The 14721-nt window shown below is 72.4% G+C and carries 15 protein-coding genes and 1 pseudogene; 8 read left to right on the forward strand and 8 right to left on the reverse strand.

Translation table 11 applies throughout. The features are described 5' to 3' along the window. Positions 1-17: 17 nt before the first annotated feature. On the reverse strand, positions 18-1349 hold the full coding sequence (locus tag FS532_RS00620; RefSeq protein WP_144749437.1) for a bifunctional o-acetylhomoserine/o-acetylserine sulfhydrylase: 1332 nt from the start codon (positions 1347-1349) through the stop codon (positions 18-20). Positions 1350-1628: 279 nt separating this feature from the next. After that, complete coding sequence (locus tag FS532_RS00625; RefSeq protein ID WP_144749439.1) at positions 1629-2708, reverse strand: acyltransferase family protein; 1080 nt, start codon at positions 2706-2708, stop codon at positions 1629-1631. An 81-nt stretch (positions 2709-2789) separates the two neighbouring features. Between FS532_RS00625 and FS532_RS00630 the strand changes: the two genes are divergently transcribed. The 5 genes from FS532_RS00630 (at position 2790) to FS532_RS00650 (ending at position 6239) form a co-directional block, all read left to right on the forward strand. Next, a complete protein-coding gene (locus tag FS532_RS00630) occupies positions 2790-3584 on the forward strand; it encodes an SDR family oxidoreductase (protein WP_144749441.1) in 795 nt (264 codons plus the stop codon). Positions 3585-3664: 80 nt separating this feature from the next. Next, positions 3665-4198, forward strand: a complete 534-nt coding sequence (locus FS532_RS00635; RefSeq protein ID WP_260852455.1) for a phosphoribosyltransferase — start codon at positions 3665-3667, stop codon at positions 4196-4198. Beyond that, positions 4195-4917: a Type 1 glutamine amidotransferase-like domain-containing protein gene (locus FS532_RS00640; RefSeq protein ID WP_186321853.1), complete on the forward strand. Its 723-nt coding sequence runs from the start codon at positions 4195-4197 to the stop codon at positions 4915-4917. Before FS532_RS00635 ends, FS532_RS00640 begins: the two co-directional genes overlap by 4 nt. Before the next feature lie 4 nt (positions 4918-4921). After that, a complete protein-coding gene (locus tag FS532_RS00645) occupies positions 4922-5626 on the forward strand; it encodes a uracil-DNA glycosylase (RefSeq protein ID WP_144749445.1) in 705 nt (234 codons plus the stop codon). Between the two features lie 10 nt (positions 5627-5636). After that, positions 5637-6239, forward strand: coding sequence for a GNAT family N-acetyltransferase (locus FS532_RS00650; protein WP_144749447.1), 603 nt, complete (start codon positions 5637-5639; stop codon positions 6237-6239). Between the two features lie 301 nt (positions 6240-6540). Here the strand turns inward: FS532_RS00650 and FS532_RS00655 are convergent, their stop codons facing one another. Beyond that, positions 6541-7239: a FadR/GntR family transcriptional regulator gene (locus FS532_RS00655; RefSeq protein ID WP_144749449.1), complete on the reverse strand. Its 699-nt coding sequence runs from the start codon at positions 7237-7239 to the stop codon at positions 6541-6543. 206 nt (positions 7240-7445) lie between these two features. Between FS532_RS00655 and FS532_RS00660 the strand changes: the two genes are divergently transcribed. Together FS532_RS00660 and FS532_RS00665 are read left to right on the forward strand one after the other, a co-directional pair. Then, on the forward strand, positions 7446-9017 hold the full coding sequence (locus FS532_RS00660) for a GntP family permease (protein ID WP_260852458.1): 1572 nt from the start codon (positions 7446-7448) through the stop codon (positions 9015-9017). Next, positions 9014-9526: a gluconokinase gene (locus FS532_RS00665; RefSeq protein WP_440130690.1), complete on the forward strand. Its 513-nt coding sequence runs from the start codon at positions 9014-9016 to the stop codon at positions 9524-9526. The genes FS532_RS00660 and FS532_RS00665 overlap by 4 nt, the downstream gene beginning before the upstream one ends. On the opposite strand, the gene FS532_RS00670 is transcribed toward FS532_RS00665, so the two are convergent. Continuing rightward, positions 9498-10229 carry a 3-keto-5-aminohexanoate cleavage protein gene (locus tag FS532_RS00670; RefSeq protein WP_144749451.1) on the reverse strand — a complete coding sequence of 244 codons (732 nt, stop codon included), beginning with the start codon at positions 10227-10229 and terminating at the stop codon, positions 9498-9500. The genes FS532_RS00665 and FS532_RS00670 overlap by 29 nt on opposite strands. Before the next feature lie 18 nt (positions 10230-10247). Next, positions 10248-11912 (reverse strand): annotated as a pseudogene (locus tag FS532_RS00675) (ABC-F family ATP-binding cassette domain-containing protein). A gap of 103 nt (positions 11913-12015) precedes the next feature. Here FS532_RS00675 and FS532_RS00680 point away from each other — a divergent pair. Continuing rightward, positions 12016-12432 carry an HIT family protein gene (locus tag FS532_RS00680; protein ID WP_186321854.1) on the forward strand — a complete coding sequence of 139 codons (417 nt, stop codon included), beginning with the start codon at positions 12016-12018 and terminating at the stop codon, positions 12430-12432. A 13-nt stretch (positions 12433-12445) separates the two neighbouring features. Here the strand turns inward: FS532_RS00680 and FS532_RS00685 are convergent, their stop codons facing one another. Genes FS532_RS00685 through FS532_RS00695 form a run of 3 tightly spaced genes read right to left on the reverse strand, consistent with a single transcriptional unit; the run spans position 12446 to position 14708 of the window. Beyond that, a complete protein-coding gene (locus tag FS532_RS00685) occupies positions 12446-13318 on the reverse strand; it encodes a biotin-dependent carboxyltransferase family protein (protein WP_144749455.1) in 873 nt (290 codons plus the stop codon). Further along, complete coding sequence (locus tag FS532_RS00690) at positions 13315-13941, reverse strand: 5-oxoprolinase subunit B family protein (RefSeq protein ID WP_144749457.1); 627 nt, start codon at positions 13939-13941, stop codon at positions 13315-13317. The genes FS532_RS00685 and FS532_RS00690 overlap by 4 nt, the downstream gene beginning before the upstream one ends. Continuing rightward, a complete protein-coding gene (locus FS532_RS00695) occupies positions 13938-14708 on the reverse strand; it encodes a LamB/YcsF family protein (RefSeq protein ID WP_144749459.1) in 771 nt (256 codons plus the stop codon). The genes FS532_RS00690 and FS532_RS00695 overlap by 4 nt, the downstream gene beginning before the upstream one ends. Positions 14709-14721: the final 13 nt, after the last annotated feature.

Raw genomic sequence — 14721 nt, forward strand, 5'->3', positions numbered from 1 at the left:
GACGCCAGCCCGGGACGCTACGCGCGCAGCCCCTCCTGCGAGACCGCACGGGCCGCGGCGAGCCCGGCCTCGAGGTCGGCCTTGAGGTCGTCGATGTTCTCGATGCCGACCGACAGGCGCACCAGACCCGGCGTGACACCGGTCGTGAGCTGCTGCTCGGGCGTGAGCTGCGAGTGCGTGGTCGACGCCGGGTGGATGACCAGGGAGCGCACGTCGCCGATGTTGGCCAGGTGCGAGAAGAGCTGCAGGTTGTCCACGAAGGCCTTGCCCGCCGGCACGCCGCCCTTGAGCTCGAACGACAGCACCGCGCCGACGCCCTTCGGCGCGTACTTGTTCGCCGCGGCGTACCAGGGCGACGTCGGCAGTCCGGCGTAGGCCACCGTGGCGACGTCCGGGTGACGGTCGAGCCACTCGGCGATCTCCTGCGCGTTCGACACGTGCCGCTCGATGCGGAGCGACAGGGTCTCGATGCCCTGCAGCAGGGCGAACGCGGTGTCGGCGGAGTTCGACGCCCCGAGGTCGCGCAGCAGCTGCACGCGCGCCTTCACGACGTAGGCGAGCTCGTTGCCGACCGCCTCGGCGAACACCGCGCCGTGGTACGACGGGTCGGGCGTGTTGAACTCCGGGAACTTGTCCGGGTGCTGCGACCATGCGAACTTGCCGCCGTCGACGATGATCCCGCCGATGACCGTGCCGTGCCCGCCGAGGAACTTCGTCGCCGAGTGCACCACGATGTCGGCACCGTGCTCGAACGGACGGATGAGGTACGGCGTCGCGATCGTGTTGTCGACGATGAGCGGGACCCCGGACTCGTGCGCGACGTCGCTGACGCCGGAGATGTCGAGGACGTTGATCTTCGGGTTGCCGATGGTCTCGGCGAAGAAGAGCTTGGTGTTCGGGCGGACGGCGCGGCGCCACTCCTCGAGGTCGTCCTGGTCCTCGACGAACGTCGTCTCGATCCCGAGCTTCGCCAGCGTGTACTTGAACAGGTTGTACGTGCCGCCGTAGATCGACGACGACGAGACGATGTGGTCGCCCGCACCGGCGATGTTCAACACCGCGTACGTCTCCGCGGCCTGCCCGGACGCGACGAGCAGGGCACCGCTCCCGCCCTCGAGCGCGGCGATGCGCTGCTCGACGACGTCGTTCGTGGGGTTCATGATGCGCGAGTAGATGTTGCCCGGCTTGGCCAGGGCGAACAGGTCGCGGGCCTCGTCCGAGTTCGCGAAGACGTACGACGTCGTCTTGTAGATCGGGGTGGCGCGGGCGCCGGTGGTCGGGTCCGGCTGGGCGCCGGCGTGGACCTGGGTGGTCTCGAACCGCCAGGGGGCGGCGTCGTTCGTGCTCATCTTGGTGCTCCTGTCCGGTGCAGCTGGTCGTCGGGTCGCCTTGCGCTCGGCCTGGAGGCACGGCGCAGCTTTGCGTCGCACGCCACGGTACGCAGGTGGTCGCGCTGGTACCAGCGCACCCGCCTCGGGACGTAACGCACCCGCCGGGCCCGAGCCGCGCCTCCAGTCCGGGAGTGTCCTACGGTCTGGCGGCGGCGGCCACGGGAGATGGTCGCGGCCTGCCGCGATGTCGCGCGCCGCCGACTGAGCGCAGCGAAGACGACGGCTTGCGCGGGGATGTCACCTGAACAACCAGCGCACGTTCGGTTCCAGCAGCCAGCGCATCCCGCGCCGCACGAAGGGCTGCGCGAGGAACAGACTCACCGCGCAGGCGATCCCCACCATGAGCAGCACGTACGGCCACGCCGAGTGCTGCCCGGCCAGGATCCCGGACTCGCGGATCGGGTAGAGCAGGAACGTGTGGAGCAGGTAGACGTACATCGTCGCCGCGCCGAACTGGGTGATCCAGACGTTCCGGCGGGGCACGAGGAGCAGGAAGCACGCCGTCAGCAGCGCCGCGAGCAGCATCAACCCGAAGCGGACGGCACCGGCCCACCAGGCGTCCTCACCGAGACCCGAGTAGGAGTCGTCGTAGAAGAACCAGTGGTGCAGGTCGAACTCCTTGAACTGCGGGATCCAGATGGCGCACGCCACCGCCCACGCCGCGAACACGGCCGCGGCGGCGATGCGGATCCGGACGACCACGCGCCTCGGGGCCTCGTACCAGCGGTCGAACAACCCCCACTGCTTCACCTGCCAGCCGACCAGGAAGAACGGCAGCAGGCTGATCGCCCGCGACAGGGACAGCGTGGAGTCGACGTTGTCGAAGTAGCCCACGCCGATGCTGAACACGACCGCCCAGAACAACGGCCACCGCAGCTGCGCCAGGTACGGCAGGATCAACCGGAAGATGCCGAGGGCCAGCAGGAACCAGAGCGTCCAGGTGGGCTGCGTCGGGTTGAACTTCTTCCCGCCCTCGACGAGTCCCTGCACCACGGTCCAGATCGTCTGCATGATGATGTACGGCACGACGATGTCCGTGATGGTCCGGCGCATCCGCTTCGCCGTCGGGGTGTCCGCGGACGAGAAGTACCCGCTGATGACGCCGAAGGCGGGCATGTGGAACGCGTAGATGAATGTGTACAGCGCCAGGGCGTGCTCGCTCGCCGTCGTCTGCCGCTGGATCGCGTGGCCGATGACCACGAGCGTGACCGCGAGGAACCGCGCCGTGTCCCACATCGGGATACGACGCTTCGCACGACCCGGTTCGAGCTGCGTGGCGGGCGCCGAGGGCGCGGGAGGAGCGGCATCCGTCGTCATCGCCCGTCACGTTACCTGATCGTGACCTTGCCTGATCGGTACGGTTGTCAGGACGTCCCACCCGATCCCTGGAGGAACCACATGGCATCTCGTGCCGAAGCCGCACCTCGTCGCGCGGTCGTCACCGGAGCGAGCTCGGGCATCGGGGCGGCGACCGTCCGGCTGTTCCGCTCGCACGGGTGGGACGTGCTGGCCGTCGCCCGTCGTGCGGCGAAGCTCGAGGCGCTCGCCGCGGAGACCGGCGCCGACGTGCTCGTGGCGGACATCACGGACGCTGCCGACGTGTCGGCCCTCGCCGCCCGCGTCGAGGAGCTCGGGGGAGCGGACGTCCTCGTGAACAACGCCGGCGGTGCGTTCGGGTCGGCGAGCGTCGAGGAGTCGGACGTCGACGACTGGCGGGCCATGTTCGAGGTGAACGTGATCGGGACGAAGCGCGTCGTCGCGGCCCTGCTCCCGCACCTGCGCCGTCGTGCGGCGACCGCCGGCAGCGCGGACATCGTGACGGTGACCAGCACCGCCGGGCACGTGGCGTACGAGAACGGCGGCGGGTACAACGCCGCGAAGTTCGCCGAGCACGCGCTCGTCGGTGCCCTCCGGCTGGAACTGAACGGGGAGCCGATCCGCGTCGTCGAGATCGCGCCGGGCCTGGTGAAGACCGACGAGTTCGCCCTCACGCGCTTCCGCGGCGACGAGGACAAGGCGGCGGCGGTGTACGACAACGTGCCCGAGCCGCTCGTCGCTGAAGACGTCGCGGAGGCGATCGTGCACTCGGTCGAGCTGCCGCCGCACGTCAACCTCGACCTGGTGACGATCCGGCCGGTGGCGCAGTCGGCGCAGCACAAGCTGGCGCGGGGGACCCTGACGCCGCGCGTCTGACGGGTCGGTGCGCGGGTCCGCACGCGCCCGGGCGTGCGTGCGGGTCGCGGGCGTGGGGTCCGTGCCGGTACCGTGGTCGGATGCCGATCAGCAGCGAATCCGGGCCACCCGCCCAGGCTCCCTCGACCGTGACCGTGACGAGCGGGCCCGAGGTGCTCGGCTGGCTGGAGTTCGGGGACGCGGCGCGCCTGCTCGCGAAGGACGTCCTGTCGTCCGGCTTCGAACCCGAGGTCGTCGTCGCCGTGGCCCGCGGTGGCCTCATCATCGCCGGTGCCGTGGCCTACGCGCTCGGCACCAAGGAGTGCGGCTCGATCAACGTCGAGTTCTACACCGACGTCGAGCAGCGCCTCGACGAGCCCGTCATCCTGTCGCCCGCCCTCGACGCCCCGAGCCTCGCCGGCAAGCGCGTCCTGGTCGTCGACGACGTGTCCGACTCCGGCCGCACGCTGCGCCTGGTGGTCGACATCATCCGGAACGCCGGTGCCGACGTCCGCAGCGCCTGCCTGTACTCGAAGCCCGGTACCGTGCTCGAGCCCGACCACGTCTGGCGTCGTGTCGACGGGTGGATCACCTTCCCGTGGAGCGCGCTTGCCCCGGTGACGGCCGAGTCGTGAGCATCCACCTCGTCGGCGGCGGACCCTTCGCCGCCTCGGACGCCGCTGCGCCGTTCCTCGCCGAGGCCACCGCGCGATCCGCGGCGGTCGGCCGGACCGTGCCGCGCATCGGACTGCTGTCGGTCGCCGGGCCGTCGGCCGCCGGCGTCTCACCGTCCACCGCGGACATCGCGGAGGTCCTCGGCGGCGCACGCCAGGCCGAGGTCCTCGTCACCGAGATCGCCCCGGGCGAGGTCTTCAGCACCACCGTGCTGAGCGACGTCGACGCCCTGGTCGTCGGCGGCGGGGTCACCCCGCACTACCTCGACGCCGTCGCCCCGCTCGTCGACCAGATCCGCCTGCTCGTGTCCGACGGCCTGCCGTACCTCGGCTACTCGGCGGGCGCGATGATCGCCTCCGACCGTGCCCTCATCGGCGGCTGGCGCATCGGCGGCGTGGAGATCTGCCCCGAGGACGCGTCCGAGGGCCTCGACGAGGTCGAGCTCCGCGAGGGCCTCGGGCTCGTCGACCTGACCATCGACGTGCACGCGGTCCAGGCCGGCACGCTCGCTCGACTCATCGCGAGCGCCGAGGCCGAGTTCGTCACCGCGGGCATCGCGATCGACGAGGACACCACGCTCGTCGTCGGCGAGGGCGCCCTCGAGGTCCGCGGCACCGGCAGCGTCTGGCGAGTCGTCGCCGGCGAGGAGTCGGTCGCGGTCGCGACGATGGGCGCCTAGCGTCGTGCAGGCCCACCCGCTCGCCGACCTGGTCGACCCCGGTTGGGCCGGCGCGCTCGCCCCGGTCGAGGAGGACGTCCACCGGATGGGCTCCTGGCTCCGGGACGAGGTCGCCGCCGGCCGCCCCTACCTGCCCGCCGGGGACCACGTCCTCCGGGCCTTCGCCGACCCGTTCGACGCGGTGAAGGTGCTCGTCGTCGGGCAGGACCCCTACCCGACGCCCGGGCACCCGATCGGCCTGTCGTTCGCGGTCGACCCGCTTGTGCGACCGGTGCCACGGAGCCTGGCGAACATCTACCGCGAGCTGGAGTCCGACCTCGGCCTGACGCCGCCCGCCCACGGTGACCTCCGGGCGTGGTCCGCGCAGGGCGTGCTGCTCCTCAACCGCGTGCTCACCGTCCGGTCCGGCGAGGCGGGCAGTCACCGCGGCAGGGGCTGGGAAGCCGTCACCGACCAGGCCGTCCGTGCGCTCGCCGCCCGGGGGAAGCCCCTCGTCGCCGTGCTCTGGGGCAACCAGGCGGGCTCGGTCCGGCCGCTCCTCGGCGACACCCCGGTCGTGGCGTCCGCGCACCCCTCGCCGCTCAGTGCGTCGAGGGGGTTCTTCGGCAGCCGGCCGTTCTCGCAGGTGAACGAGCTGCTCGTCGCGCAGGGCGCGTCACCCGTGGACTGGACGCTGCCCGCCGAACCGGTCGTACCGCCTGCGGCATAGGCTCGGACGCGTGCTCGAGGAGGAATACCAGCGACGGCGGGTCCTGCCGCGACACCTGCGTGCCCCGGTGCCGGCGGAAGCGGCGTTCGCCTACACGATCCGTGCCGCGGAACCCACGGACCTTCCCGACATCCGAGAGATCCACACGCACTACGTCCGCAACTCGTCGGTGACCTTCGACCCGTCTGCGTTCACCTTCGCCGCGTGGAAGCGCCGGTACGACGACATCCGCCGCCGGGGTCTGCCGTTCCTGGTGGCCCAGAACCCGTCCGGGCAGGTGCTCGGGTACGCCCTCGTCGACGCCTGGAACCCGCGGGACCGTTCGAACCGCGTCGTCGAGGACTCGATCTACCTCGGTGCCGCGTCCGGCGGGAAGGGCCTCGGGCGCGCGCTCATGGAGGCGCTGCTCGACGAGTGCCGGTCGGCCGGCGTCCGCGAGGTCGTCGCCGTCATCGCCGACCGTCAGGCCGAGGCGTCGATCCGCCTGCACGAGCGACTCGGCTTCGAGGAGGTCGGCCGCATGGGGAAGGTCGGCTACAAGTACGACCGGTGGCTCGGCACGGTGACGATGCGGCTGCGCCTGCGCGGCCCGCGGCTCTTCGCGCGCCGGTAGGGGGCCGTTCCGCGCATAGGAGGCTGCTCCGCTCGTAGGGAGCAGTTCCTTCCTGCCTCTTACGAGCGGTTCGGCATCCCAGGTCGCGCGCGATGGGAAGGAACGCGCGCGGGTACCGGCCTGGAGGCGCGTGGCGGGCCCGCACCGCGCCTCCAGTCCGTCAGTTGGTCGCGTCCAGGGCGCCATTCCGCGCGTAGGCGGCCATTTCGCGCGTAGGGAGCAGTTCCTTCCTGCCTCTTACGCGCGGTTCGGCAACCTAGGTCGCGCGTGATGGGAAGGAACGCGCGCAACGCCCACCGCTTCAGGACGCCGGCGCCTCCGCGATGAACTCGTCCCGCGTCACGCGCACCAGCTCGCCCGCGGCCGCCGACGCAGCGACGCCGTCGCCCGCGACGAGCGCCCGCCCCACCGCCTCGTGCCGGGCCGCCGCGTCCCGCGTCCAGCGCGTGATGGTGTCTCGCGACTCCGACGTCCGGGTCCGCAGCAGTGCCTCGACCGTCCCCGCGAAGTGCGCGAACACGGCGTTGCCGGAGGCGGTGAGCAGCGCGCGGTGGAAGCGCACGTCGGCCTCGAGGTAGGCGCGGCTGTCCTCCCGGCCACACGCGTCGAGCATGTCCGACGCCGCCGCGAGCACCGCGGACGCAGCGGGTGTCCCGGCCGCGAGCGATGCCGCGACGGGTTCGACGCCGAGCCGGAGTTCGAGCAGCTCACGTTGCTGGACGAAGTACGACGGCGAGGCGCCGCGCCACCGGATGACCGTCGGTGCGAGCAGTTCCCACGACCCGATGCCGAGCACCTGCGTGCCGACCCGCTGTCGGGGCTCGACGAGGCCGAGGGACTGCAGGACGCGGAGGGCCTCGCGGACGACGGACCGCGACACGCCGAACTCCTCCGCGACGAGCTCGGGCCGGACGACGGTGCCGGGGGCGAGCACCGCGTCGACGATGCGCTGCCCGAGGGTGTCGAGCACGTGGGCGTGCAGGCCGCGTCCGGTGGGCATCGTTCCTCCATGCAGTACGCGTCACGCAGTCGGCGTGACGCGTTGTCCATCGAATCGGCAGACTGCCCGGGAGGGCGAGTGCCGCGCGGTGGATCGTCGTATAGTCTGATTAATCAGATTATTGACGGTGGACGCGCAGCACGCCAGACCGTTCTCGACACGAAGGCGACGGAGCCGCGCGGCAGCGGCTCCAGGAAGGGGCACCGATGCCTCACGCTCTCCTGGCCGATCCGGCCACGACCGGCGCGGTCACGGCCCACACGGCCACGGCCCACGCGGTCTCCGTCCTCGCAGCAGACGGCGGCGGGACCGAGACCGTCGACCCGTCCGGCCCGGTCGCACAGCTGATCATCGCGGCGGTGATCGGCATCGTCGTGATCATCGCGCTCATCACCTGGCTCAAGGTGCACCCGTTCATCGCGCTGACGATCGGTGCGCTCGGCGTCGGCATCGGCGCGGGACTCGCGCCGGACAAGGCGGTCACGAGCTTCGGCAACGGGTTCGGCGCGACCATGACGAGCGTCGGCATCCTGGTCGGCCTCGGCTCGATGTTCGGCAAGATGCTCGTCGACTCCGGCGCCGCCGACCGCGTGGTCGACACCCTCGTGCGGAAGTCGTCGAAGGCGGCGCTGCCGTGGACGATGGCCCTGATCGGTGCGTTGATCGGCCTGCCGATGTTCTTCGAGGTCGGCCTCGTCCTGCTCATCCCGATCATCGTGCTGGTCGCGAAGCGCAGCTCCGTCCCGATCATGAAGATCGCGGTGCCCGCGCTGGTCGGCCTGTCGACGATGCACGCCTTCGTCCCGCCGCACCCCGGCCCGCTCGTCGCGATCTCCACCGTCGGCGCGAACCTCGGCACGACCCTCGCCTTCGGCATCGTGCTCGCGATCCCCGTCATCGTCCTGGCCGGCCCGGTCTTCGCCCGCTTCGCGGCGCGCTGGGTCGACATCCCCGCCCCCGACATGTTCGGCTCGCGCGGATCGGGTTCCGCCTCCGACGACCCGGCACAGGCCGGACGGGAGGCACGGCGCGGCCCCGCCACGCAGGACACCGCCTCCCTGCCCCACGGCAAGAGCGACTTCACCCGCGTCATCAGCGAACCGCGCAGCCCGTCGTTCACCGTCGCGCTCGTCGGTATCCTGCTGCCGGTCGTCCTCATGCTCGCCCAGGCCATCCGTGAGGCCACAGTTCCGAACGCTTCCGGCTCCTGGGTCAGCCTGCTCGACTTCCTCGGGTCGCCGATGATCGCGATCGGGATCGCCGCCGTCTACGCGATGATCTTCTTCGCCATCGGTGGCGGCATGGACCGATCCGCGGTGTCGAAGTCCCTGGAGAGCGCGCTGCCGCCGGTCGCTGGCGTCCTGCTCATCGTCGGGGCCGGTGGTGGCTTCAAGCAGGTCCTCATCGACACCGGGATCGGTGGGGTGATCGCCGACGCCGTGAAGGACTCGGGGATCTCGGTGCTGCTCGTGGCCTGGGTCGTCTCGGCCCTCGTCCGCGTGGCCACCGGTTCCGCGACGGTCGCGACGGTGACCGCGGCCGGCATCATGGCCCCGATCGCGCACGACCTGTCCTCGCCGATGACCTCGCTGCTCGTGCTCGCGATCGGTGCCGGTTCGGTCTTCCTGTCGCACGTGAACGACGCCGGGTTCTGGCTGGTGAAGGGGTACCTCAACACCACGGTCGGGCAGACGTTCAAGACGTGGACGATGCTCGAGTGCCTCATCTCGGTGTTCGGCCTCGCCGGGGTCATGCTCGCGGGGGTGTTCATCCATTGAGCACCGTCGACGCACGCGTCCTGGTGGTGATGGGCGTCTCCGGGTCGGGGAAGTCCACCGTCGCCGCGATGGTCGCCGAGCAGCTCGGGTGGGACTTCGCCGAGGGTGACGCGATGCACCCGCAGGCGAACGTCGACAAGATGCACGCCGGCACTCCGCTCACCGACGAGGACCGCTGGCCGTGGCTCGACGTCATCGCGACGTGGATCCGCACGCACCTCGACGCCGGGACACCGGGCGTCGTGACCTGCTCGGCCCTGAAGCGCTCCTACCGCGACGTGCTGCGGGCGCCCGGCGTGGTGTTCGTGCACGTCGCCGGGGACGGCTCCCTCATCGAGGACCGGATGTCACAGCGGTCGGGGCACTTCATGCCGACGTCGCTGCTGGCTTCCCAGCTCGCGACGCTCGAGCCGCCGCAGGCCGACGAGGCGCACGTCACGATCGCCGCGGACCGCACTCCCGAGGAGGAGAGCGCCGAGGTCATCGACCGGCTCGGCCTGACCCGCTGACGAGGGCGGCTGCCGCGACGGCGAGCTGGACGTTCGACGTCGCGGCGCTGCCGTCCTCGAGGACCGACGTGTCCTCGAGCCCGGTCCGGATCGCGTGCCCTCGCGCGAGCGCCCGACGGCTGACCTGCCACGACGCCGCACCGATCCCGTGGTGGAGCTGGGGGAGGCGGACGTCGGCGGCGGCGATCAGCGCCTCCATCTCGGCGTCGAGCGCGAGCGCCTCGTCGACGTCCTCGAGCAGCGGCTCGACCACGAGGCGCACGAACCGGTCGTGGCCGCCCTTCCGGACGAACCGCTCGGCGTCGGAGGTGCTCAGCACGCAGGCCTCGATCCCGACGCCGCGGCGGGCGAGCACCTCGCTGACCTCGTCGATGCCGGCTTCGCCCTGGTTCGCGGCGACGAGGTCGGGCAGTTCGGTCCACGAGGAGACCAGCGACAGCCGTTCTCGGGGATCGGGGACGATCGCGGCGAACGTCGTGACGTTCAGCGGGATCCCCGGGCACGCGGCGCGCACCGCCCGGAGCATCCGACCCACGGGCCCGGCCGCGAGCGACTCGGTGCCGTCGTCGTCGAAGGCGTGCAGGTGGAGCAGCGTGGCACCGGCCGCGACGCAGTCGGCGGCGTCCCGCGCGATCTCCTGGGCGGTGCGGGGCATCGCCGGGTGCGTCGTGTCGCCGTTCAGCGCGAGTTGCAGGTCGACCATGCCCACGAGCCTACGGAGTCACCGTTCCGTGACCCACCCGACCTCGACCCGCCACTGCCGGTCGAGGCGGACGGTCTCGAGCATCCGGCGGTCGTGCGTGACGAGCAGGAGCGTGCCCTCGTACGACTCCAGCGCCTGCTCCAGCTGCTCGATCGCCACGAGGTCGAGGTGGTTCGTCGGCTCGTCCAGCACCAGGACGTTCACCCCGCGGGCCTGCAGCAGAGCGAGTCCGGCGCGGGTGCGCTCACCGGGGGAGAGCGCGCTCGCGGGACGTCCGACGTGGTCGGCCTTCAGCCCGAACTTCGCGAGCAGGGTCCGGACGTCGGCGGTCGTGTACTCGGGGACGATCGCCTCGAACGCCGCGGCGAGGGGCTGGTCGCCGGTGAAGGCCGCACGGGCCTGGTCGATCTCGCCGATCGCGACGTTCGAGCCGAGCGAGGCAGTGCCCGTGGTCGGTGCCTGCTTGCCGAGCAGCGCCCGGAGCAGGGTGGACTTGCCGGCGCCGTTCGGACCGGTGATGCCGATCCGGTCGCCGCCGTCGACCTGCAGCGAGACCGGCCCGAGCGTGAAGTCGCCCTGCGTGAAGGTGGCGTCAGCCAGGGTCGCGACGACCGCCGACGACCGGGGCGCGCTGCCGATCGTGAACTCGAGCTGCCACTCCTTGCGGGGCTCCTCGACCTCGTCGAGCCGAGCGATGCGGGACTCCATCTGCCGGACCTTCTGCGCCTGCTTCTCGCTCGACTCGCTCGCGGCCTTGCGGCGGATCTTGTCGTTGTCCGGTGCCTTCTTCATGGCGTTCCGGACGCCCTGACTCGACCACTCCCGCTGCGTCCGCGCGCGCGAGACGAGGTCGGCCTTCGTCGAGGCGTAGTCCTCGTAGGCGTCGCGCTTGTGCTGCTTGGCGATCTCGCGCTCCTCGAGGAAGGAGTCGTACCCGCCGCCGAACAGCCGGTTGGACGACTGCGCGAGGTCGAGCTCCAGCACGGCGGTGACCGAGCGCGCCAGGAACTCGCGGTCGTGGCTGACGAGCACGACCCCGCCGCGGAGCCCCCGGACGAAGCCCTCGAGCCGGTCGAGACCGTCGTGGTCGAGATCGTTCGTCGGCTCGTCGAGCAGGACGATGTCGAACCGGGAGAGCAGGAGGGCAGCGAGGCCGACGCGGGCGGCCTGCCCGCCGGACAGCGCCGTCATCAGGGAGTCCGGGCCGGCCCCGTCTCCGTCCGACCCGACCTCGAGGCCGAGGTCGGCCAGCACCGCGGGGATGCGCTCGTCCAGGTCCGCCGCACCCGCAGCCAACCACCGGTCGAGCGCGGCCGAGTAGGCGTCCGCGACCGCGTCGCCCGCGTCGGGCGCACCGAGTGCCGCCGCTGCTGCGTCCATCGTCGTCGTGGCCTCGGCGCAGCCGGTCCGACGCGCGATGTACCCGGCGACCGTCTCGCCCTCGACGCGCTCGTGCTCCTGCGGGAGTCACCCCACGAAGGCGTCCGTCGGTGCGAGCGACACCGTGCCGGCGAGCGGCTCGTCCACGCCGGCGAGGAGCCGGAGCAGCGTCGACTTGCCGGCCCCGTTGACGCCGACCACGCCGATCACGTCGCCGGGCGCGACGGTGAGGTCGAGGGAGTCGAACAGCGTGCGTGCGGCGTAGCCGCCGGCGAGGCCCTTGGCGACGAGCGTGGCGGTCATGCAGCAATCGTCCCATCCCGGCACGGCGGCTCCGGACACACCGTGGCGGACTGGAGGCGCGGTGCGGGCCCGCCATGCGCCTCCAGGACAGCAGAATGGCCGGATGGAACCCTGCACCTTCTGCCGCATCATCGCCGGGGAGGCTCCCGCGACGTGGGTCGAGCGCGAGGAACACGCCGTCGCGTTCGCGCCGCTCCCCGACTCGGCGCTCGCGCCGGGGCACACGCTCGTCGTGCCGGTGCAGCACACGGACGACCTGCTGACGGCCGGGCCGGTGGGGCTCGCCGCCACGTTCGCGCTGGCGCAGCGGGTCGCCCGCGCGATGCGCGGGGCGCTCGGCGCGACCGGGACGGTGCTGCTGCAGGCGTCGGGGACGGATGCCGGGCAGAGCGTGCGGCACCTGCACGTCCACGTCGTGCCGTGCTGGTCGGACGACGGCACCGTGCACTGGCCGGAACCCCCCTCGGCCCACGTCGTGCAGGGGGATCCGCACGCGGCGCTCGCCGAGATGTTCGAGTGACCCGACGCGGGCCTCAGCCGACGAGGCGGAACCGGAACGCGTCGCCGGGGCGGAGCTGGGCGGCGCGGTCGACCGAGGCCGGCGTGAGCACGGCCACGACCGGGTAGCCGCCCGTCACCGGGTGGTCGGCGAGGAACAGGACGGGGTGCCCGTCCGGCGGCACCTGGAGCGACCCGGTCTCGACGCCCTCGCTCGGCAGCTCCCGGGTGACGGCCCGGACGAGCGGGCGTGCTGCGGTGGTCCGGACCCCGACGCGGTCGCTGTCCTGGGTCACCCGGTGCTCCTGGTCCGTCAGCAGGCCGCGCCACGACGGCAGGAACCAGTCGTCGCGGGGCCCGGCCACGACGTCCAGCACGGCGTCGCCGGACACCGGGGGAGCGACGGCGTCGACGTTCGGCCAGGCATCGGCGGCGTCCCCGATCGGCAGGACGTCGTCGACCCGCAACGGTGCCGGGCCGAGCAGCGCGAGGGAGTCCCACGATCGACTGCCGAGCACGGGCTCGACCGCCAGCCCACCGCGGACGGCGAGGTACGCGCGGAGTCCGCTCGTCGGTACGCCGAGCCGGAGGACGTCGCCCGGTGCGAGGTGCAGGACCTCGTACGCGGCGGCGCCGCGGACGCGGCCGTCGGCGGACGCGACCTCGACCGGGCAGGGTGCGCCGGTGGTGGCGGCGACCACGTGCGCATCGGTGCGGAGCGTGACGGAGCCGAGCAGTGCCTCCAGGACGGCCGCGTCGGGACGGTTGCCGACCATGCGGTTGGCGAGCGCGGCGGAACCTCGGTCGGCGGCGCCGGCCGCACCCAGGCCCGTGTCGCTGAACCCGGGGCGTCCCGTGTCCTGCGTGGACGTGCCGGGGCCGACCTGCAGGACGGTGAGGGTGCTCATGCGCGATCCGCCGCGACGAAGCGGAGGCGGGTGCCCGCCGGGGCGAGTGCGGGCGGGTCGCGGTCGAGCGACCACATCGGGACCGACGTGCGGCCGATGAGCTGCCACCCGCCGGGCGAGGTGCGCGGGTACACGGCGCTGAACTCGCCGGCGAGGGCGACGCTCCCGCTCGGGACGGCGGTGCGGGACGTGTCCCGCCGCGCCAGGTCGAGCGACGGTGCCGTGCCGGTGAGGTAGCTGAAGCCGGGCGCGAAGCCGCAGAACGCGCTCGTCCAGACCTGACCCGTGTGCCACGCGACGAGCTCGTCGGTGGTCATGCCGGTCGTGGCGGCGACGGCGTCGAGGTCCTCGCCGTCGTACGTGACGGGGACGACCACCGGGTCGTCGTCGGCACGGGCGCCCGCGGCGACGGGGACGACGTCGTCGAGGCGTCCTCGCAGGCTCCGGGCGTCGGTGCGCGCAGGGTCGAACCGGACGAGGAGCGTGCGGGCTCCGGAGACCACCTCGGTGACGCCCGGCAACGCCGCACGGGTGAGTCCGCCGTGGAAGGCGACGACGTCGGCGAGCGTGCCGAAGGTGACGAGCAGCGCGCTCGTGCCGGCCGGACGGACGTCGACGATCACGGCGTGAACGGCGTGAACGGCGCGATCGTGACGCCGTGCGTGGTGAGCAGCTCGCGGATCGCCCGTGCCATCGCGACCGCGCCGGGGGAGTCCCCGTGGACGCAGACCGAGTCCGCGTGGACCGGGACGTCCGAACCGTCGACGGCGGTCGCCACGCCCTCGGTCACGATGCGGAGCACCCGTTCGGCGACCTCGTCGGCGTCGTCGAGCACGGCACCCGGCCGGCTGCGCGACACGAGGGATCCGTCGGGTTCGTAGGCGCGGTCGGCGAACGCCTCGCCGACGGCGCGGAGGCCGTGGGTGGTGGCCGCTCGGAGGAGCTCGGAGTCGGGCAGGGCGAGCACGGCCAGCGACGGATCGACGTCGGCGACCGCGCGGACCACCGCCGAAGCCTGCCCCGGGTCCGCGCAGGCCGTGTTGTAGAGGGCGCCGTGCGGCTTCACGTACGTCACGGTGGTGCCGGCAGCGCGCGCGGTGGCGACGAGGGCACCGAGCTGGTGCACGACGTCGGCGTACAGCTCGTCCGGCGTGACCTGCACCGCCCGGCGGCCGAACCCGACGAGGTCGCGGTAGGACACGTGGGCACCGACGGACACCCCGCGTGCGGCGGCGGCACGGACGGTGTCGAGCATGATCACCGGGTCGCCGGCGTGGAACCCGCACGCGATGTTCGCCGACGAGACCACGTCGAGCATCGCCTGGTCGTCGCCCATGCTCGAGGCGCCGAAGCCCTCACCGAGGTCGCTGTTCAGGTCGATCGTCGTCACCCGGCCAACCTAG

It is taken from the genome of Curtobacterium pusillum, from assembly GCF_007673235.1.
GTDB lineage: Bacteria > Actinomycetota > Actinomycetes > Actinomycetales > Microbacteriaceae > Curtobacterium > Curtobacterium pusillum_C.

Bases quoted from the DNA above. Each gene is read 5' to 3' on its own strand.
- FS532_RS00630 (WP_144749441.1), top strand. From the start codon at position 2,790: ATGGCATCTCGTGCCGAAGCCGCACCTCGTCGCGCGGTCGTCACCGGA.
- FS532_RS00655 (WP_144749449.1), bottom strand. From the start codon at position 7,239: ATGCCCACCGGACGCGGCCTGCACGCCCACGTGCTCGACACCCTCGGG.
- FS532_RS00635 (WP_260852455.1), top strand. From the start codon at position 3,665: ATGCCGATCAGCAGCGAATCCGGGCCACCCGCCCAGGCTCCCTCGACC.
- FS532_RS00670 (WP_144749451.1), bottom strand. From the start codon at position 10,229: ATGGTCGACCTGCAACTCGCGCTGAACGGCGACACGACGCACCCGGCG.
- FS532_RS00625 (WP_144749439.1), bottom strand. From the start codon at position 2,708: ATGACGACGGATGCCGCTCCTCCCGCGCCCTCGGCGCCCGCCACGCAG.
- FS532_RS00620 (WP_144749437.1), bottom strand. From the start codon at position 1,349: ATGAGCACGAACGACGCCGCCCCCTGGCGGTTCGAGACCACCCAGGTC.
- FS532_RS00680 (WP_186321854.1), top strand. From the start codon at position 12,016: ATGGAACCCTGCACCTTCTGCCGCATCATCGCCGGGGAGGCTCCCGCG.
- FS532_RS00660 (WP_260852458.1), top strand. From the start codon at position 7,446: ATGCCTCACGCTCTCCTGGCCGATCCGGCCACGACCGGCGCGGTCACG.
- FS532_RS00685 (WP_144749455.1), bottom strand. From the start codon at position 13,318: ATGAGCACCCTCACCGTCCTGCAGGTCGGCCCCGGCACGTCCACGCAG.